Origin of the sequence: Rhizobium phaseoli, from assembly GCF_010668805.1 — a bacterium.
GTDB classification, from domain to species: domain Bacteria; phylum Pseudomonadota; class Alphaproteobacteria; order Rhizobiales; family Rhizobiaceae; genus Rhizobium; species Rhizobium phaseoli_A.
In genome coordinates this window covers 1-18,306 of record NZ_WUFT01000025.1, presented here as the reverse complement: position 1 = coordinate 18,306, position 18,306 = coordinate 1, and the positions used below count along the sequence as shown (strand labels likewise).

Below are 18,306 nucleotides of genomic sequence, written 5' to 3'. Positions count from 1 at the left end.
CCGCTTTCAAGGTTCAGTCGAGACGCATGTCGATGCCGCACTTCGACATATAGTGTTTCGCCTCGCCGACGGTATAGGTGCCGAAGTGGAAGATTGAGGCGGCGAGCACCGCGTTGGCATGACCTTCCTTCACCCCGGCGACGAGATCGTCGAGGTCGCCGACGCCGCCCGACGCGATGACCGGCACACGCACCGCATCGGCGATCGCCCGCGTCAGTTCCAGATCATAGCCGACCTTGGTGCCGTCGCGGTCCATCGAGGTGACCAGCAGCTCGCCGGCGCCGCGCTCTACCATCTTCTGAGCGAATTCGACGGCGTCGAGGCCGGTCGCGTTGCGGCCGCCATGTGTATAGATTTCCCAGGCGCTGAGATTGTCGCCGCCGACCGCTTGGCTACGCCTGCGCTTGGCGTCGATCGAAACGACGATGCATTGGTCGCCGAACTTGTCGGCCGCTTCAGCGACGAAGTCGGGATTGCTGACGGCTGCCGAATTGATCGAGACCTTGTCGGCGCCGCACAGTAAGAGCTTGCGGATATCGGCGATGGTGCGCACCCCGCCGCCGACCGTCAGCGGCATAAAGCATTGGTCGGCCGTGCGCGATACGACATCGAAGATCGTCTCGCGATTGTCCGAGGACGCAGTGATGTCGAGAAAGCAAAGTTCGTCGGCGCCGGCCGCATCATAGGCCTTCGCCGCTTCGACCGGATCGCCGGCATCGACGAGATTGAGAAAGTTGACGCCCTTGACGACGCGGCCGTCCTTGACGTCGAGGCAGGGGATGACACGGGCCTTGAGGGTCACTACGCAGTCTCCTTTGCCCTACTGGCCTTGATCAGCGCCAGTGCTTCCGCGGGGTCGATACGGCCGTCATAAAGCGCCCGGCCTGAAATTGCCCCTTCGAGCTTCTGCGCATCCGGCTCCAGCATGCGCCTGACGTCATCGAGAGAGGCAAGGCCGCCGGAGGCGATGACCGGAATGGAGACGGCGTCGGCAAGTTCCAGCGTCGAACTCCAGTTGATGCCGGCAAGGATGCCATCCCGGTCGATATCGGTGTAGATGATCGCGGCGACACCGGCGCCCTCGAATTTCCTGGCGAGCTCGATGATACCAAGTTTGGAAGCTTCAGCCCAGCCCTCGACGGCGACCTTGCCACCCTTGGCATCGATGCCGACAGCGACATGGCCCGGGAATTTCCGGCAGGCCTCGATGACCAGATCAGGATTTCTGACGGCAACGGTACCGAGAATGACGCGCCGCAGCCCGCGCGACAGCCAGGCTTCGATATGGTCGAGCGTGCGGATGCCGCCGCCGAGCTGCACCGGATTTTTCGTCGCCTTCAGGATCGCCTCGACGGCATCGCCATTGGCCGAATGTCCCGCAAAAGCGCCGTCGAGATCGACCACATGCAGCCATTCAAAACCCTGGTCTTCGAAGGATTTCGCCTGGGCGGCCGGATCGGTGTTGTAGACCGTCGCCTGCTGCATGTCGCCGAGCTTCAGGCGGACGCATTGGCCGCCCTTCAGATCGATTGCGGGAAAAAGGATCATGTCGTCTTACGTCCGTAGAGTGGGCGGTACCATCAGCGCATTCCACGCATCTACGATATCCGAGTGGAAAAAGACAGCGGCAAAGGTGGCCGCGCCGAAAAGCAGAAGCAGCAGCAGGGCGACGGTAAAGCCGGCACGGACCTGGCGCCAGAAGCCGAGGCGCCGCTTCATCGATTTTTCGATGTCACGCATTTCTCGCAGCGCCTGGCTGTTGACGGCGGCGAAGCGGATTTCCGGCTCCATCGCCTCCACATAGGTTTCGGCATAGCTCGAAAGAATCTGCGAGGCCCGGTCGCGCAGCGTATTGCGCAGGTCGGCCGAGAGATAATTGCCGGTGACGGCGGCAAGCTCGGCCTCATTGGGAGAACGGCCGGCGTTGCGCTTGCGATGGCTGACAACGAAATCGCGCTTCTGCCGCTCGTAGAGGGCGTAGGCTAGCAGGCCGATCAGATCGTCCTCGCCCTCGATATAGAATTCCAGCACGGCCTCGGCGAGGTCGCCGGCATTAATCCCGTTGGCGCGCAGCTGCGAATTTTCGTTGCCGGCTAGGAATTCGTGGATCATCGGTCCAGCCTTTCTTTCAGCGCCTTGGTCGCATTGGAAAGCGCCCTCCTGTGAAGGGCCTCATCGACACGGCGAATGATCGTGCCGCCGGGAAGCTTGATATCAGAAAAAGCAGGCAGGCCCTCTCTGGAAGGCCGCAATGTGTAGATTACCTTGCCTGATTTCCGCGAAGCCGGCATCGAGCGCACTCCTGTTCCGCCGTTTCCTTAAAGGGGAAATAAGGCGGAGGTATCACGGATTCCAGCGCAGGAAATTGGTGATCAGCGCCAGCCCGAGCTTCTGGCTCTTTTCCGGGTGAAACTGGGCGCCCACCATGTTGTCGCGCCCGACGACGGCAGTCATCGCACCGCCATAGTCGACGGTCGCGATGACGTCGTCGTCGTTTTCGGCGGCAAGCTGGTAGGAGTGCACGAAATAGGCATGCAGTCCTTCCGGGCCGGTCGCGATGCCATCAAAGAGTGGATGGTCGCGCTTCAGGTCGAGCGTGTTCCAGCCGATCTGTGGGATCTTCAGTTGCGGATCATCGGGCGTCATCCCGACGACGTCGCCGGAAATCCAGTTGAAACCGTGCGTTACGGTCTTCTCGAGGCCGCGCGAGGACATCAGCTGCATGCCGACGCAGATGCCGAGGAACGGCCGCGCCTTCTTCTCGACGGCCTCGATCAACACCTCGGCCATTCCGGGCACGGCATCGAGGCCACGCCGGCAATCGGCATAGGCGCCGACGCCGGGAAGCACGATACGATCTGCCGCGGCAACATCGTCTGCCCTGTCGGTGAGATCGATATGCGCATCGATGCCTGCCTCGCGGGCGGCTCGCTCGAACGCTTTGGTCGCCGAGCGAAGGTTACCGGAGCCGTAGTCGATAATCGCGACGCGCATCGTCAGCGTCCTCCATCAAAACCAAAGAGACCAAGCGATGTGGCATGACCAGGTGGGCTTTTTGGCCGGGTCTTGTTGTCCCAGTCCGGTGCCACGGTGTCATCGCTGTTTGCGGTCGCCGGCCTGTCTGAAAAATAGACCTGCTCGGCAATGCCGATCGTATCGGCTGATATCAGTGCGTCTTCGTTCCAGCCTTTGGCGGCGAGCGTGCGGATGCGCAAATTCTGACCCTCGAGGCCGACCAGCACATTCACGCCCAGCATCATGGCCGCTCCCGCCAGCCCGAGACCCGGCTCTTCCATCAGCGCACCACCGAGGCCCTGCAGCAGAAAGGCCGCGGCCGCAGGCAGCCAAAGCCGATGGGCCAGCAGCCACAGCCAGGGAAAGAAGAAGCCGAGCAGCGTGAAGCCATCGCGGATGGTTCGCGTCTCGTTGACCGCGGCGCTCGCGCTGCCGGGCGGTGTCAGGAAAATATAGCTTGATGTCATTGTCGCCGCTCCCTTGAAGGGCTCAGACGAGCGTGCCCTTGGTCGAGGGAACACGGCCCGCCTGTCTCGGATCGATCTCTGTCGCCGTGCGCAATGCGCGGGCAACGGCCTTGAAGCACGTCTCGGCAATATGGTGGTTGTTGGCACCATAATGATTGAGAATATGCAAGGTGATGCCGGCATTCTGGGCAAGCGCCTGGAAGAATTCGCGCACGAGTTCGGTGTCGAACGTGCCGATCTTTGGGGCGCTGAAGGCAACGTTCCAGACGAGGAACGGCCGGCCGGAAAGATCGACCGCGGCCTTGGTCATCGTCTCGTCCATGGCGAGATCGATCGAAGCATAGCGCGTGATGCCGCGCCGGTCGCCGAGCGCCTTGGAGATCGCCTGGCCGATGGCGATGCCGGTATCTTCGACCGTGTGGTGGTCGTCGATATGCAGGTCGCCCTTGGCCTCGATCTCCATGTCGATGAGGGAATGCCGCGAAAGCTGGTCGAGCATATGGTCGAAGAAGCCGACGCCGGTCGAAATCTTCGATTTGCCGGTGCCGTCGAGATTGACGGAGACGGAAATCGAGGTTTCGTTGGTCTTGCGGGAAACGCTGCCCGTACGGCTTGTTGCGGTCTCGGCCATATGGCCCTCCATCGGAATAAGGCCGTTCCTTATCAGGCGCATCGGCAAATATCCAGAAGCCGGGCAAGAGAAAAGCCGGCCCATTTGCAAACGGCGCCGGCCCTCTTACATAGGGCTCAACAGGGCCAATGTGTGGTCTCGCGTAAACGCCCGCGTCGTGGGCAGACAGGTGTTTGATGACAACGATCATTACAGTTCGAAAAGGCGGCAAAGTGGTGATGGCCGGCGACGGCCAGGTGAGCCTCGGCCAGACCGTCATGAAGGGCAATGCCCGCAAGGTGCGCCGCATCGGCAAGGGTGAAGTCGTCGCCGGTTTCGCCGGCGCAACGGCTGATGCCTTTACCCTGCTCGAAAGGCTTGAAAAGAAGCTGGAGCAATATCCAGGACAACTGATGCGCGCCGCCGTCGAGCTCGCCAAGGACTGGCGCACCGACAAATACCTGCGTAATCTCGAAGCCATGATGCTCGTCGCCGACAAGTCGATCACGCTGGCGATCACCGGCAATGGCGACGTGCTCGAGCCCGAGCATGGCACGACGGCGATCGGCTCGGGCGGCAATTTTGCCTTAGCCGCCGCCCGCGCGCTGATGGATACCGACAAATCGGCCGAAGAGATCGCGCGCCGCGCTCTCGAAATCGCCGCCGACATCTGCGTCTACACCAACCACAATATCGTGGTCGAATCGCTGGATGTCGAAGGCTGAACCTCGGGCCTCCCGGCCGCCGCGGCGGCGAGCAAGACGAATTACGGCCGGGCGTTGTTGATTGCCCCGGACCGCCAGGAGAATGACACGCAATGACGACTTTTTCCCCCCGCGAGATCGTTTCCGAACTCGACCGCTACATTATCGGCCAGCATGACGCCAAACGCGCCGTCGCGATTGCGCTGCGCAACCGCTGGCGTCGTCAGCAGCTCGATCCGAGCCTGCGCGACGAAGTCATGCCGAAGAATATCCTGATGATCGGCCCGACCGGCGTCGGCAAGACCGAAATCTCCCGCCGCCTGGCAAAACTCGCCGGCGCGCCCTTCATCAAAGTCGAAGCCACCAAATTCACCGAAGTCGGCTATGTCGGCCGCGATGTCGAGCAGATCATCCGCGATCTGGTCGAGGTCGGCATCGGCCTGGTGCGCGAGAAGAAGCGGGCCGAGGTCCAGGCCAAGGCGCATGTCAGCGCCGAGGAGCGTGTTCTCGATGCGCTGGTCGGCACCACCGCGTCGCCCGCCACCCGCGAAAACTTCCGCAAGAAGCTGAGGGACGGCGAACTCGACGACAAGGAAATCGATATCGAGGTGGCCGATGCCGGTTCCGGCATGGGCGGCTTCGAAATACCCGGCATGCCGGGCGCCAATATCGGCGTGCTCAACCTGTCGGAAATGTTCGGCAAGGCGATGGGCGGACGCACCAAGAAGGTCCGCACCACGGTCAAGGCTTCATACGGCGACCTGATCCGCGACGAATCCGACAAGCTGGTCGACAATGAGGTTATCCAGCGCGAGGCCGTTCGCTCCACCGAGAATGATGGCATCGTCTTCCTCGACGAAATCGACAAGATCGCCGCCCGTGACGGCGGCATGGGCGCCGGCGTTTCGCGCGAAGGCGTTCAGCGCGACCTCCTGCCGCTTGTCGAAGGGACAACGGTCTCGACCAAATATGGGCCGGTGAAGACGGATCATATCCTCTTCATCGCCTCCGGCGCCTTCCATGTCTCCAAACCCTCGGATCTTCTGCCGGAGCTGCAGGGCCGCTTGCCGATCCGTGTCGAATTGCGGCCGCTGAACAAGGAGGATTTCCGCCGGATCCTGACCGAGACGGAAGCAAGCCTCATCCGCCAGTATCGCGCGCTGATGGAAACCGAAAGCCTGAGCCTCGAATTCACCGATGACGCGATCGACGCGCTTGCCGATGTCGCCGTGCATCTGAACTCCTCAGTCGAAAATATCGGCGCCCGCCGTCTGCAGACGGTGATGGAGCGGGTGCTGGACGAGATCTCCTACAACGCGCCGGACCGGGGCGGAACGGCCGTAACGATCGATGCCGCCTATGTGCGCGAACATGTCGGCGATCTCGCCCAGAATACCGACCTCTCGCGCTTCATTCTGTGATTTCGGCGCACCGGTGCATGTCTTTCCCGATGTGAATGCCGGATTGTGACGAACTCCACTCTCGACAGCGGGCCTTTTACTTTTTAGTGAAGGCCCGCTTTGTTTAGCACTGCGGCTTTATTCGGCCAAGATTCTGGTCCAGTCAGCCGCATCGCAAACAGGACGATGGAACCGGACGGGATAGCGAATCGTGCGACGCCTTTTGACAAGCCTTTTGATTGCCGTTGCCCTGGTGAATTCGGCGCCCGCCTTCGCTATGCAGACGGTGCCGGCTGGCAACCGCCATGCCGAGCAGCCGGATATTCCGGGCGCGTCCGTCAGGCGCACCAAGGGAACCAAGAGCAGCTTCGATCTGAAGTATGAAAAGGTCCACGAGCTGCTGGCCACCGATCGTGAACTGATGGGCAAGATCCGCAAGGTCTCCAGCGCTTACGGCATCAATCCCATCCATGTCGTCGGCGCGATCGTTGGCGAACACACCTATAATGTCGACGCCTACGACAGGCTGCAGTCCTATTATGTCAAGGCGGCTTCTTACGCTGGAGAAAGCTTCCGCTTCGCTTATGACGGCGAAAACGTCGACGACTTCGTGGCGCGGCCGCAATTTACCGAGTGCAAAGGCAAGAGCGATGCCTACACACTGTGGTCCTGCCGCGAAGATGTCTGGGAAAGTGACTTCCGCGGCAAGACCGTGGGCGGCAAGAGCTTCCCCGACAACCGCTTCAGCGCGGTCTTCTTCCAGCCCTTCTATGCCGGGCAGACCTTCGGCCTCGGCCAGGTCAATCCGTTGACGGCGCTGATGCTCTCCGATCTGGTGACCCGCGTCTCCGGTTATCCGAAGCTGAACGAGAAGAATGCCGGCGCCGTCTACAAGTCCATCATGGATCCCGATATCTCGCTCGCCTTTGTCGCCGCCTCTATCCGCCGGTCGATCGACGATTACAAGGAGATCGCCGGCATGGACATCTCGGGCAATCCCGGCCTGACGGCGACGCTTTATAATGTCGGCAACTCACGCCAGCGCGCCGCCGCACTCGCTGCGAAAAACCGCTCTTCGGGTGCGACTGTCTGGCCGGAGGAGAATTATTACGGCTGGCTGATCAACGACAAGCTGGACGAACTGAAGGGCCTGCTCTAGCTTCAAGCCTGACGGGAAGCGTTGATCTTCCCCAAAAGGCTTTTCTGATGGACATGCGTCCTGAACCCTTCGTTCCGCCGGCACCGTTGCCGCGTACCGTGCCGCCGAGCCGGCTGGAAATCATCCGCACCATCCTGCGCAATCCGCTCGAACTCTGGGGTGAGCCTTCCTATACGCTGCCCTGGATCAAGACGAGCTTCTTCGGTCAGCACACGGTGATCGTCAACGATCCCGGCTTGATCAAGCATGTGCTGGTCGACAATGCTGGCAATTACCGCATGTCCGATATACGCCAGCTGGTGCTGCGCCCGATCTTGCGGGACGGCCTGCTGACGGCAGAAGGCTCGGTCTGGAAAAGATCACGCAAGGCGGTGGCGCCTGTTTTCACGCCCCGCCATGCCCAAGGATTCGCCGGGCAGATGCTGCGCCAGTCGGAAGACTATGCCGGCAAATATCAGAGCGCGGGCGAGACGGGGGCAATATTCGATATCAGCACGGACATGACCGAGCTGACCTTCGCGATTCTCGCCGACACGTTATTTTCGGGTGAAATCGTCACCTCGAGCGGCCATTTCGCCGATGACGTCAATGCTCTCCTGCATCGCATGGGCCGCGTCGATCCGATGGATCTGATGCGCGCTCCCTCCTGGGTTCCACGTGTGACACGCATCGGCGGTCAGAAAGTGCTGGAGAAATTCCGTGCCATCGTGCGCGACACGATGGATATGCGAACCGCAAAGATGAAGGCCGATCGCGCCACGGCCCCCGAAGATTTCCTCACCCTGCTGCTGGAACAGGCCGGCCCTGACGGGCTGACGAAGGAAGAAATCGAAGACAATATTCTGACCTTTATCGGCGCCGGGCATGAGACCACGGCGCGGGCATTGGCCTGGACGCTCTATTGCGTCTCGAACAGCCCGAATATCCGCGAGGCGATGGAGGTAGAAATCGACGCGGTGCTCGCCACCGAGGCCGAACCTGTGGAATGGCTGGATATGATGCCGCACACGCGCGCTGCCTTCGAGGAGACGTTGCGTCTCTATCCGCCGGCGCCATCCATCAATCGCGCCGCCATCTCGGATGATTCCTGGACAAGCCCCAAGGGCGAGCGGGTCGAGCTTGAGGCCGGGATCACGGTGCTCATCATGCCCTGGACGCTGCATCGCCACGAACTTTATTGGGACAGGCCCCGCGCCTACATGCCCGAGCGCTTCCTGCCGGAAAATCGCGGCTCTATCGGCCGCTTCCAGTTCCTGCCTTTCGGCGCCGGTCCGCGGGTCTGCATCGGCGCAACCTTTGCGCTTCAGGAGGCGGTGATCGCCCTTGCCGTGCTGATGCATCGCTATCGCTTCGATTCCACCGATGAGACCAATCCCTGGCCGGTGCAGAAGCTGACGACGCAGCCGCAGAACGGCCTGCCGATGCGGGTAACACCGCGCATAATTTCCCGATAAGCATAAATCTTTCGAATTATTGCGGAATTGACTGTGAATGAAAGCCGGGCAAAGTGGCAGCAATCAAAGTCGTTGCCAGGGAGTATGTCGCATGAGCCGCATTGATAAGAACGGTCTTGCCGTCGAAGCCGTCCTTCATGATTTCCTCGTCAAGGAGGTGCTGCCGGGTCTGGCGATCGATGCGGACAAGTTCTTTGCCGATTTTTCGGCGATCGTCCACGATCTCGCCCCTAGCAATCGGGCGCTGCTGGCAAAACGCGACGACCTGCAGGTCAAGATCGACGACTGGTATCGCCGGCATGGCTCGCCTGCGGATATGGACGAATACCAGTCCTTCCTCCGCGAAATCGGCTATCTCCTGCCTGAGGGCTCGGATTTCCAGGTTTCGACCGACAACGTCGATCCTGAGATCGCCTCGATCGCCGGCCCGCAACTGGTCGTTCCCGTCATGAACGCCCGTTATGCACTCAACGCCGCCAATGCCCGCTGGGGCTCGCTCTATGATGCGCTGTATGGCACGGACGCCATTCCCGAGACCGACGGCGCTGAAAAGGGCAAGGGCTACAATCCGAAGCGCGGCGAGAAGGTCATCGCCTGGGTGCGCGATTTCCTCGATATCGCAGCGCCGCTGCAAGATGGCAGCTGGAAGGATGTCGGCAGTTTCGCCGTCAAGGATGGAGCGCTGGAGATCAGATCGACCGATGGCGAGCAGGCGATGCTGGGGGATGGCGGGCATTTTGCCGGCTATCGCGGCGATGCGGCCGCACCGACGCATATTCTCCTGAAGAACAACGGCATCCATATCGAGATCGTCATCGATGCGACGACGGCGATCGGCAAGACCGATCCGGCTCATATCTCCGATGTCTGGCTGGAGTCGGCGATCACGACGATTATGGACTGCGAGGATTCGATCGCCGCCGTCGACGCCGAGGACAAGGTCGTCGTCTACAGCAACTGGCTTGGCCTGATGAGGGGCGATCTGCAGGAAGAGGTGGCAAAGGGCGGAAAGAGCTTCACCCGCAAGCTCAATCCGGATCTGCAATATACCGGCCCAGACGGCGCTTCGTTCGAGGTGCATCGTCGCTCGCTGATGCTGGTGCGCAATGTCGGCCACCTCATGACCAATCCGGCGATCCTCGACCGCGACGGCACCGAAGTGCCGGAGGGCATCATGGATGCCGTCATCACCGGCCTGATCGCGCTTTACGATATCGGCCCGGCCGGCCGCAGGAAGAATTCCCGCGCCGGTTCCATGTATGTGGTCAAGCCGAAAATGCATGGGCCCGAAGAGGTGGCCTTCGCCGTCGAGATTTTCTCGCGGGTCGAAGAGGCGCTCGGCCTGACGCGCAACACCATCAAGATGGGCATCATGGACGAGGAACGCCGCACGACGATCAATCTCAAGGAATGCATCCGTGCTGCCCGCGAGCGTGTCGTCTTCATCAATACCGGTTTCCTCGACCGCACCGGCGACGAGATCCACACCTCGATGGAAGCCGGCCCGATGATTCGCAAGGGCGACATGCGCCAGGCGGCCTGGATCGCGGCCTATGAAAACTGGAACGTCGACATCGGCCTCGAATGCGGTCTTGCCGGCCATGCGCAGATCGGCAAGGGCATGTGGGCGATGCCGGATCTGATGGCGGCGATGCTGGAACAGAAGATCGCCCATCCGAAGGCCGGCGCCAACACCGCCTGGGTTCCGTCGCCGACGGCCGCCACCCTGCATGCCACCCATTATCACCGGGTCAATGTTGCCAGGGTTCAGCAGGGACTGAAGGACCGTGCCCGCGCCAAGCTCTCCGACATTCTTTCCGTGCCGGTTGCGGTGCGGCCGAACTGGACGCCGGAGGAAATCCAGCGCGAGCTCGACAACAATGCCCAGGGCATCCTCGGCTATGTCGTGCGCTGGGTCGATCAGGGCGTTGGTTGTTCGAAGGTGCCCGATATCAACAATGTCGGCCTGATGGAGGATCGTGCGACATTGCGCATCTCGGCCCAGCACATGGCAAACTGGCTGCACCACAAGGTCGTCACCGAGGCTCAGATCGTCGAGACGATGCAGCGCATGGCCGCTGTCGTCGACCGGCAGAACGAGCAGGACCCGGCCTATCAGCCGATGGCCGGCAATTTCGACGGCTCGATCGCCTTCCAGGCCGCCCTCGATCTCGTCCTGAAGGGCAGGGAGCAGCCGAACGGCTATACCGAGCCGGCGCTACACCGCCGCCGCCTTGAACTCAAGGCGAAGCAGGCCGGGTGAGAGCATAGCTGAGAATACGAAAAGGCCGCCGGAACGACAGTCCAGCGGCCTTTTTTATACCGAATTCGATATCTAGCTTACTGGATAACGACGACCTTGGACGTGCCCTTGCCGGGACGGACGCGGCTATAGAGGTCAATGACGTCCTGGTTCATCAAGCGAATGCAGCCCGAGGAAGCGGCGGTGCCGATCGAAGCCCATTCCGGTGTGCCGTGCAGGCGGAACAACGTGTCCTTGCCGTCATCGTTGAAGAGATACATGGCGCGCGCGCCGAGCGGATTGCTGAGACCCGGGCCCATGCCGTCTTCGACATACTTGGCGACGTCAGGCCGGCGAGCGGCCATTTCCTTCGGCGGGTGCCAGGTCGGCCATTCCTGCTTCCAGGCGACGTAAGCCGTGCCGGCCCAGGCGAAGCCCTGCTTGCCGACGCCGATGCCGTAGCGCATCGCTTTGCCGTTGGCCAGGATGTAATAGAGGAAGCGCTCGCGCGTGTTGACGATGATCGTACCGGGACGCTCGGTGGTCTGGTAGCTGACGACCTGGCGGCGGAACTGCGGCTTGACCCTGTCGATCGGGATCGCCGGCAGAGAGTATCCGGCATCCTTGGTCACGCCATAGGCGTCATTGAAGATCTGGGCTGTCTGTACCGTCGGGCCTGCGCCCTTGTCGTCGACGGATGCGCTGTCTGATGTCGAGGAGCAACCGGCCAGTGCCAGCGTCGTCAGCAGGCCAAATACCGGGAATGCATTGCGGATGCGCATAGATGACTCTTGAAGTTTTGGGGCAAGGAGAACAGTCTTTCGACCATCGTTGATTATGGTTTATTTTCGATTAACTTGCGCTTTGCAAGGCTACTGCTGCGCGACAAATCCATCTGCGGCGCAAATTAGAAGCGCATGGTTTTTTTGCAACAACACGCCAGCCCCTGCTAGGGTTATCCATGACGATTTTGAGCGTTTACAATAACAATCCGTTAATCGATGGCCGGCAATCGGACAGAGCCATGATGGTGCGGCGCGGAACGCAGATTTTACTGCATGAAATGCGCCACGCCGTGCTGCCTGAACTGCCGCTCGCCAGCGGCCGCCGTGCCGATTTGATCACGGTTTCGGAAAAGGGCGAGGTCTGGATTGTCGAAATCAAGACGTCGATCGAGGATTTCAGGGTGGATCGCAAATGGCCGGAATACAGGCAGCATTGCGACCGCCTGTTCTTCGCGACTCACGAAGGTGTGCCGCTCGACATCTTTCCCGAGGAGTGCGGGCTTTTCCTCTCGGATGGTTATGGCGCTCATATGATTCGCGAGGCGCCGGAACACCGTTTGGCCCCGGCCACGCGAAAATCCGTCACACTCAATTTCTCACGTGCCGCCGCGCAGAGGTTGATGATGGCCGAATGGGCCAACGGAAAGCCGTATACCGTCGATGATGTTTGACGGATGTCTCTTCTATTTCGGCGCCCGTTTGGCAAGGATACGCTGCAGCGTGCGCCGGTGCATGTTGAGGCGGCGCGCCGTTTCCGACACGTTGCGCTCGCACATTTCATAGACGCGCTGGATGTGCTCCCAGCGCACCCGGTCGGCCGACATTGGATTCTCGGGAAGGTCGGCCTTTTCACCCGGCCGCTGCGTCAGCGCCGAAAAGACGTCGTCGGCATCCGCGGGTTTTGCCAGGTAGTCGACGGCGCCGAGCTTCACGGCGGTGACCGCCGTTGCGATATTGCCGTAGCCGGTCAGCACGATGATCCTGGTATCGTCGCGCCGTTGGCGGATAGCCTCGATGACGTCGAGCCCATTGCCGTCGCCAAGCCGAAGGTCGACCACCGCATATTTCGGCGGCCTGCCTCTCGATTTCGCAACGCCTTCCGCCACTGATTCGGCCGTCTCCACCTGGAAGCCGCGCATCTCCATCGCCCGGGCCAGCCGGCGCAGGAACGGCCCGTCGTCGTCGACGATCAGCAGGCTGGCATCGGGACCGATATGGTCTTCATCCGCCGCGGCGAAATTTTCGTGATTTTGTTCTGTCATCGTCTTCGTCCTGGCGCTTGAACGCCCGATCTGCGTCAACCGCTTATATCCTACTTATGCCGACAAAGTCACTTTGTCGAATTTGCGTCGATCAGCATGCGCGGCCATTCGATTCGGATGCGCGCGCCCACACTTTCGGGGTCGCGATTCTCGAAAATCAGTGATGCCCCCGAGCGCTCCAGCAGCGTCTTGGCGATGAAAAGCCCAAGGCCGAGCCCGCCCGCCGTATCCTCTTTCTGCCGCTTGGTCATGTATGGCTCGCCGATCCGGGTCAGAATATCGGGCGCATAGCCGTTGCCGTCATCCTCGATGACGATCAGCACTTTGTCGTGATCATGCTCGACGGTGACGATCACTTTCTCCCGGGCATAATCGACGGCGTTTTCGATCAGGTTGCCGAGCCCGTACATGATGCCGGCATTGCGATCGGTGACCGGTTCGTCCTTGCGCGGGCTCTTTTCGATCAGCTCCAAGATAATGCCGAATTCCCTGTGTGGCGCGACGACCTCCTCGATCATCGAGGAAAGCGGCAGGCGGCGCATATGCGCTTCGCCTTCGGAGGAAAGCGTCGTCAGCCGCCGCAGGATGTCACGGCAGCGTTCGCTCTGGCTACGCAACAGCATCACGTCCTCGCGGAAACGATCGTCGTCCTTGAGCTCCCGCTCCATTTCCTTGGCGACGACGCTGATCGTCGCAAGCGGCGTACCTAGCTCGTGGGCAGCGGCGGCCGCCAGCCCGTCGAGCTGCGAAAGGTGTTTTTCCCGCTGCAGCACCAGTTCGGTCGCAGCCAGCGCATCGGCAAGCTGGCTCGCTTCCAGCGAGACACGGTAGGCATAGAAGGCGGCGAAGGCCATCGTCGAGGCGATCGAGCACCAGACCCCGAACTGCATGACGTTATGGACATTGATCTCGACACCGTCGAACCAGGGCAGCGGAAAAGGCGAAAAGGCAAGCACCGTGATGCACACCATCGCAAAGCCGATCAGCGCCGTGCTGTAACGGATCGGCTGCGAGGCAAACGAAATGATGACCGGCACGCAGACGAGGGCTGCGAAAGGGTTGGCGAGGCCGCCGGTGATGAAGAGCAGCGCGCACAGCTGCAGAAGATCGAAGCCGAGCAGCGCAAAGGCGGCCGGCGGTCCCAGCCGATGGGTCGGCGGATAGCGGATCGTCAGGTAGAAATTCACCCAGGCAAGGGCAGCGATCAGCGAACAGCTGGCAATCAGAGGCAAGGAAAATTTCAGCCAGAAGGCCACGATGAACACCGTCAGCGCCTGTCCGCAGACGGCAAGCCAACGCAGCCGCACCAGCGTCTGCAGACGCAGCCTGCGGCTGCTGTACCGGTCCTCCAGTGTAAGGCTTTGCGTCTTGTCAATCATGCCGGGCGTGTCGATCATGCCGGAGTCTCCTTGGATGGCGCTCATGTACCACGCGGTTTTGCCCGTGTCGTCGGCAACGCCTCTTCCGGCCGCTCCGGCCAGGGATGCCGGGGATAACGTCCGCGCATATCGGCACGCACGTCTCTCCACGAACCGGCCCAGAAGCCCGGCAGGTCGCGGGTCGTCTGGATCGGCCGATGCGCCGGCGAGGTCAGTTCGAGCAGCAGCGGCAGACGGCCGCCGGCAATGGCCGGGTGCTGCTTCAGCCCGAACAGCTCCTGCACGCGGATCGTCAACACCGGCTCCTCGCCCTCATATTGGATCGGGTGCCTCTGGCCGGTCGGCGCTTCGAAATGGGTCGGCGCAAGTCGGCTAAGGTCGCGTTGCACCTCGTGCGGCACCAACGACATCAGCCCGTTCGAAAGCCCGGCGGCGGAAATCTCGGAAAGGCCGCGAGCCTCCGTTTGAAAGGGGCCGAACCAATCGTCCAGCCGCGAAAGCAGGGCATCGTCGCTGACATCGGGCCAGGGCGCGCCGATCGTCCTGTGAAGGAAACCGATCCGCTCGCGAAGTTGCACGGCCTCCTTGGAGAAGGCGAGATGATCGAGCCCCAGTTCGCGCACGCCCTCCACCAGTGCCTGGGTAACCGCGGCGCCGGAAGGCCGCGGCAAGGGCGTCTCTTCGAAGACGATCGCACCGAGCCGGGTTGCCCGCCGCGCTCGTATTTGCCGGCTTTGCCGGTCGAAAAAAATCTGATCGCCGGTTTTGATCTCGCCGGGCAGCTCGGCGTCGATATCGCCGCGCGTCACTTCGGCGGCCGCCAATACCCGCGCCCGCGCCGCCCGCCCGGTGAGATCGGCGATAACCAGCATCTGGCTGCCGGCCAGCCTCTCGGTTTCCGGCAGCTCAGCGCCGCGCCCGTTCGCCATCACGAATCGGCCGCGCCCGCCGCGCTGAAGCGCGATCCGATCCGGGAACGCATGCAGCAAGAGCTGCCCCGCAAGCGCCGGCGCCGTTGCGGCAACTCTGTCGAGGCCGCTCGCCAGCCGCCCCGCCAGTCGCCGCGAGGCTTCTGCTCTTTCGCCGCGCTCGGCCTTGAAGCGTCGCAGCCGTTCCTCGATATCGAGGTTCGTTCCGCCGAGTCCCTGTTCGGTCAGAAGCACGGCGATCATTGCCGCATCGCGGGCGTGCCCTGATTCGCCTGCAGAAACGACCATGGCGGCAAGCCGCGGCGGCAAAGCGAGATCACGCATCACCTTGCCGCGTAGTGTCAGCGCCCCATCCTTGTCGAGCGCGCCGAGCTGGCCAAGCAGCCCCCGCGCTTCCCTGAGCGTCGTCTCCGGCGGCTGGTCGACAAAGGCAAGCGATGCCGGATCCTGAACGCCCCAATGGGCGAGATCGAGCACCAGTCCGGAAAGGTCGCTGGAAAGGATCTGCGGCGGCGTGAAGGCCGGCAGGGCCGCGGTCTGTCCCTGGTGCCACAGCCTGACGGCGATACCCGGTTCCGTTCGCCCGGCGCGGCCCGCCCGCTGATCGGCGGAAGCCCGCGACACGCGCACCGTCTCCAACCGGGTGATCCCGGTCGACGCCTCGAACACCGGCAGACGCTGCAGCCCGCTGTCGATGACGATCCTGACCCCATCGATAGTGATCGAGGTTTCGGCGATCGAGGTCGCAAGCACGATCTTGCGTGTTCCCGTGGAAGTCGGCCGGATTGCCGCATCCTGCTCCTTCTGGCTGAGATTGCCATAGAGCGGCGCAATCAGTGTTTCGGGCCCGAATCGTCCCTGCAGCCGTTCCACCGTTCGGGTGATTTCCGCCTGACCGGGCAGGAAAGCGAGGATCGAGCCAGTCTCATCGGCATGGGCATCGAGTATCGCCCGGGTGACCGCATCCTCGACGCGCTCGCCGCCCGGCCGATCCTGGTAGCGGATATCGATCGGAAAGCTGCGCCCCAGGCTTTCGATGACAGGCGGATGATCGAGCAGGGCCGCCACACGTTCGACGTCGAGGGTCGCCGACATCACCAGGATACGCAGATCTTCGCGCAGGGCCGATTGGACGTCGAGCGCCAGCGCCAGCCCGAAATCGGCATCGAGCGAACGCTCGTGGAATTCGTCGAAGATGACGACAGAGACGCCGGTCAGTTCCGGATCATCGAGGATCATCCGGGCAAAAACCCCCTCGGTCACCACCTCGATCCGTGTCGCTGCCGATATCCTGTTGTCGAGGCGCATGCGGTAGCCGACCGTGCCACCGACCTGTTCGCCGATCAATGACGCCATCCGGCTTGCCGCCGCCCGCGCCGCCAGCCGCCGCGGTTCCAGCAGGATGATCTTGCCGTCGCCGCACCAGGCCTGGTCAAGCAGGTAAAGCGGCACCAGCGTCGTCTTGCCGGCGCCGGGCGGCGCGGAAAGGACGGCGCGTCCCTCATTGGCCAACGCCGCACCGACGGCCGGCAGGAAATGTGAAACCGGAAGTTCCGGCAATGATGCACTGATCGTCACTGTCGGCCCGTCACTGTCTCATAGGCAAGAATCGCTCCGGCGAGATCTTCCAAAGCGGCGCCGACCGATTTGAATAACGTGATTTCCGCATCATGGCTTCGCCCGCCATGGGCACCGCTGACCAGTTCCGCAAGCTCTGCTCTGATGTCACTTTCCCTAAGCACGCCGCTTATCAGCGGCTGGACGATATCGCCTGCCTCGCTGACGGCGCCGGCGCGGGTATCGACATAGACCGAAGCCCGGCGGATCGCCTCGTCGTCGCTTTCGCGCATATCTGGTTTGAAGGCACCGACGAGATCGAGATGGGCGCCGGGTTTCAACCATTCGCCCGATATCAACGGCTCGCCGGAAAGCGTGGCACAGGAAATGATATCGGCCGTTCGCGCCGCGGCTTCAATATCTGCAACCGCCTCGGCATCCAGCCCCAGTGCCCGCGCTTCGGCGGCGATCGTTTCCGCGGCATGCCGGTTGCGGCCCCAGACCCGGTACTTCTTGATCGGCCGTGTCGTGCCGTGAGCAAGCATCAGGTTGAGCGACAGTCGACCGGTCCCGCAGACGAGCAGCTCCTCCGCATCGGCACGGGCGAGATAACGGGACGCCAGCGCCGATGCTGCCGCCGTCCGCCGCGCAGTCAGTTCGCCGCCGTCGATCGCAGCCAGCATCTCGCCGGTAGCGCCGGAGGAAAGAAGATAGGTTCCGAAGATCGCCGGCAGGCCGCGCCGCATATTGCCAGGAAAGACCGAGACGGTCTTCACCCCGGCATAATGTCCGGGAAGCCAGGCCGGCATCAGAAGCAGTGTGGCGCTCTCTTCACCCGGCACCTCCATCTCATGGTGATGGCGCACCGGCATCACGCATTCGCTCTGGAACATGCGGGCGATCGCCTCGATCAGTTCCGGCCAGGGCAGGGCCGCGCGCGTCTGTTCTTCGTCGAGGACAAGCATTCTTCACTCCGCGGATCTTTTATCGCTGCCAAATTAGCGGCTGAGGCGCGTTATAGGCAAGCACCTGGAATTCCACATCAGGCTTCCCATATGAGCCTTGTCTCCCTCGTCGAAGCCATTCTTCGGGATTCGGCGAAAACGAATCTCAAAAACCACCCCTTGGGGCGGCGAATTTCGTCGTTTTGGGAGACTGCCGCTAAAAGCCCTTCATTTTCAGCCTGTTACAAAAATGTCAAAAAACTTTCGGGCTGGCTGTTGACTGTTTGGGAGGGTTAGTTCTATAAGCCCACTCACTGAACGAGGGCGGCGGCGCTGCTGGCGACGAAGTCTTTCGTTCTAAAGAAACTCAAGCGGATTAGCGATTGCTGGTTTGTGTTC

Annotated in this window: 18 protein-coding genes; 6 read left to right on the top strand and 12 right to left on the bottom strand. The window is 61.8% G+C overall.

The features are described 5' to 3' along the window. Positions 1 to 13: 13 nt before the first annotated feature. From hisF to hisB, 7 genes are read right to left on the bottom strand one after another with little or no spacing between them, the layout of a single operon-like run. Positions 14 to 802: an imidazole glycerol phosphate synthase subunit HisF gene (gene hisF / locus GR197_RS27855; protein WP_164015478.1), complete on the bottom strand. Its 789-nt coding sequence runs from the start codon at positions 800 to 802 to the stop codon at positions 14 to 16. Then, a complete protein-coding gene (hisA, locus tag GR197_RS27850; RefSeq protein ID WP_164015476.1) occupies positions 802 to 1,548 on the bottom strand; it encodes a 1-(5-phosphoribosyl)-5-[(5-phosphoribosylamino)methylideneamino]imidazole-4-carboxamide isomerase in 747 nt (248 codons plus the stop codon). Before hisA ends, hisF begins: the two co-directional genes overlap by 1 nt. A 6-nt stretch (positions 1,549 to 1,554) precedes the next feature. Continuing rightward, positions 1,555 to 2,112, bottom strand: a complete 558-nt coding sequence (locus GR197_RS27845) for a hypothetical protein (protein ID WP_164015474.1) — start codon at positions 2,110 to 2,112, stop codon at positions 1,555 to 1,557. Beyond that, positions 2,109 to 2,291 carry a hypothetical protein gene (locus tag GR197_RS27840; RefSeq protein ID WP_164015472.1) on the bottom strand — a complete coding sequence of 61 codons (183 nt, stop codon included), beginning with the start codon at positions 2,289 to 2,291 and terminating at the stop codon, positions 2,109 to 2,111. The genes GR197_RS27845 and GR197_RS27840 overlap by 4 nt, the downstream gene beginning before the upstream one ends. Before the next feature lie 52 nt (positions 2,292 to 2,343). Further along, on the bottom strand, positions 2,344 to 2,994 hold the full coding sequence (gene hisH, locus GR197_RS27835) for an imidazole glycerol phosphate synthase subunit HisH (RefSeq protein WP_164015470.1): 651 nt from the start codon (positions 2,992 to 2,994) through the stop codon (positions 2,344 to 2,346). A gap of 2 nt (positions 2,995 to 2,996) precedes the next feature. Continuing rightward, on the bottom strand, positions 2,997 to 3,482 hold the full coding sequence (locus GR197_RS27830; protein WP_164015468.1) for a DUF2628 domain-containing protein: 486 nt from the start codon (positions 3,480 to 3,482) through the stop codon (positions 2,997 to 2,999). 22 nt (positions 3,483 to 3,504) lie between these two features. Then, positions 3,505 to 4,113: an imidazoleglycerol-phosphate dehydratase HisB gene (gene hisB / locus GR197_RS27825; protein WP_164015466.1), complete on the bottom strand. Its 609-nt coding sequence runs from the start codon at positions 4,111 to 4,113 to the stop codon at positions 3,505 to 3,507. Positions 4,114 to 4,289: 176 nt separating this feature from the next. Between hisB and hslV the strand changes: the two genes are divergently transcribed. The 5 genes from hslV (at position 4,290) to GR197_RS27800 (ending at position 11,072) form a co-directional block, all read left to right on the top strand. Continuing rightward, positions 4,290 to 4,817 (top strand): ATP-dependent protease subunit HslV, encoded by a 528-nt coding sequence (gene hslV / locus GR197_RS27820; RefSeq protein WP_164015464.1) that lies wholly within the window; start codon positions 4,290 to 4,292, stop codon positions 4,815 to 4,817. Between the two features lie 92 nt (positions 4,818 to 4,909). Next, the gene (gene hslU, locus GR197_RS27815; RefSeq protein ID WP_164015462.1) at positions 4,910 to 6,217 is read left to right on the top strand and encodes an ATP-dependent protease ATPase subunit HslU; all 1,308 of its coding nucleotides are present in this window, start codon (positions 4,910 to 4,912) and stop codon (positions 6,215 to 6,217) included. A gap of 190 nt (positions 6,218 to 6,407) precedes the next feature. Continuing rightward, a complete protein-coding gene (locus tag GR197_RS27810) occupies positions 6,408 to 7,355 on the top strand; it encodes a DUF1402 family protein (protein ID WP_164015461.1) in 948 nt (315 codons plus the stop codon). 47 nt (positions 7,356 to 7,402) lie between these two features. After that, positions 7,403 to 8,809 (top strand): cytochrome P450, encoded by a 1,407-nt coding sequence (locus GR197_RS27805; protein WP_164015460.1) that lies wholly within the window; start codon positions 7,403 to 7,405, stop codon positions 8,807 to 8,809. Between the two features lie 91 nt (positions 8,810 to 8,900). Further along, positions 8,901 to 11,072: a malate synthase G gene (locus tag GR197_RS27800; RefSeq protein WP_164015459.1), complete on the top strand. Its 2,172-nt coding sequence runs from the start codon at positions 8,901 to 8,903 to the stop codon at positions 11,070 to 11,072. 77 nt (positions 11,073 to 11,149) lie between these two features. Here the strand turns inward: GR197_RS27800 and GR197_RS27795 are convergent, their stop codons facing one another. After that, the gene (locus GR197_RS27795; RefSeq protein WP_164015458.1) at positions 11,150 to 11,833 is read right to left on the bottom strand and encodes a L,D-transpeptidase; all 684 of its coding nucleotides are present in this window, start codon (positions 11,831 to 11,833) and stop codon (positions 11,150 to 11,152) included. 179 nt (positions 11,834 to 12,012) lie between these two features. On the opposite strand from GR197_RS27795, the gene GR197_RS27790 reads away from it, so the two are divergent. Continuing rightward, positions 12,013 to 12,507, top strand: coding sequence for an MmcB family DNA repair protein (locus tag GR197_RS27790; protein ID WP_164015457.1), 495 nt, complete (start codon positions 12,013 to 12,015; stop codon positions 12,505 to 12,507). A 12-nt stretch (positions 12,508 to 12,519) separates the two neighbouring features. On the opposite strand, the gene GR197_RS27785 is transcribed toward GR197_RS27790, so the two are convergent. The 4 genes from GR197_RS27785 to GR197_RS27770 all read right to left on the bottom strand — a co-directional run bounded on the left by GR197_RS27785 (position 12,520) and on the right by GR197_RS27770 (position 17,928). Beyond that, a complete protein-coding gene (locus GR197_RS27785) occupies positions 12,520 to 13,098 on the bottom strand; it encodes an ActR/PrrA/RegA family redox response regulator transcription factor (RefSeq protein ID WP_164015455.1) in 579 nt (192 codons plus the stop codon). Between the two features lie 68 nt (positions 13,099 to 13,166). Further along, the gene (locus GR197_RS27780; RefSeq protein WP_204330426.1) at positions 13,167 to 14,495 is read right to left on the bottom strand and encodes an ActS/PrrB/RegB family redox-sensitive histidine kinase; all 1,329 of its coding nucleotides are present in this window, start codon (positions 14,493 to 14,495) and stop codon (positions 13,167 to 13,169) included. A gap of 23 nt (positions 14,496 to 14,518) precedes the next feature. Then, positions 14,519 to 16,984, bottom strand: coding sequence for an ATP-dependent helicase HrpB (hrpB, locus tag GR197_RS27775; RefSeq protein ID WP_164015454.1), 2,466 nt, complete (start codon positions 16,982 to 16,984; stop codon positions 14,519 to 14,521). After that, complete coding sequence (locus GR197_RS27770; RefSeq protein WP_164015451.1) at positions 16,981 to 17,928, bottom strand: ornithine cyclodeaminase family protein; 948 nt, start codon at positions 17,926 to 17,928, stop codon at positions 16,981 to 16,983. Before GR197_RS27770 ends, hrpB begins: the two co-directional genes overlap by 4 nt. Positions 17,929 to 18,306: the final 378 nt, after the last annotated feature.

Bases quoted from the DNA above. Each gene is read 5' to 3' on its own strand.
- hisA (WP_164015476.1), bottom strand. From the start codon at position 1,548: ATGATCCTTTTTCCCGCAATCGATCTGAAGGGCGGCCAATGCGTCCGC.
- GR197_RS27845 (WP_164015474.1), bottom strand. From the start codon at position 2,112: ATGATCCACGAATTCCTAGCCGGCAACGAAAATTCGCAGCTGCGCGCC.
- GR197_RS27840 (WP_164015472.1), bottom strand. From the start codon at position 2,291: ATGCCGGCTTCGCGGAAATCAGGCAAGGTAATCTACACATTGCGGCCT.
- hisH (WP_164015470.1), bottom strand. From the start codon at position 2,994: ATGCGCGTCGCGATTATCGACTACGGCTCCGGTAACCTTCGCTCGGCG.
- GR197_RS27830 (WP_164015468.1), bottom strand. From the start codon at position 3,482: ATGACATCAAGCTATATTTTCCTGACACCGCCCGGCAGCGCGAGCGCC.
- hisB (WP_164015466.1), bottom strand. From the start codon at position 4,113: ATGGCCGAGACCGCAACAAGCCGTACGGGCAGCGTTTCCCGCAAGACC.
- hslV (WP_164015464.1), top strand. From the start codon at position 4,290: ATGACAACGATCATTACAGTTCGAAAAGGCGGCAAAGTGGTGATGGCC.
- hslU (WP_164015462.1), top strand. From the start codon at position 4,910: ATGACGACTTTTTCCCCCCGCGAGATCGTTTCCGAACTCGACCGCTAC.
- GR197_RS27805 (WP_164015460.1), top strand. From the start codon at position 7,403: ATGGACATGCGTCCTGAACCCTTCGTTCCGCCGGCACCGTTGCCGCGT.
- GR197_RS27800 (WP_164015459.1), top strand. From the start codon at position 8,901: ATGAGCCGCATTGATAAGAACGGTCTTGCCGTCGAAGCCGTCCTTCAT.
- GR197_RS27795 (WP_164015458.1), bottom strand. From the start codon at position 11,833: ATGCGCATCCGCAATGCATTCCCGGTATTTGGCCTGCTGACGACGCTG.
- GR197_RS27790 (WP_164015457.1), top strand. From the start codon at position 12,013: ATGACGATTTTGAGCGTTTACAATAACAATCCGTTAATCGATGGCCGG.
- GR197_RS27785 (WP_164015455.1), bottom strand. From the start codon at position 13,098: ATGACAGAACAAAATCACGAAAATTTCGCCGCGGCGGATGAAGACCAT.
- GR197_RS27780 (WP_204330426.1), bottom strand. From the start codon at position 14,495: ATGATCGACACGCCCGGCATGATTGACAAGACGCAAAGCCTTACACTG.
- GR197_RS27770 (WP_164015451.1), bottom strand. From the start codon at position 17,928: ATGCTTGTCCTCGACGAAGAACAGACGCGCGCGGCCCTGCCCTGGCCG.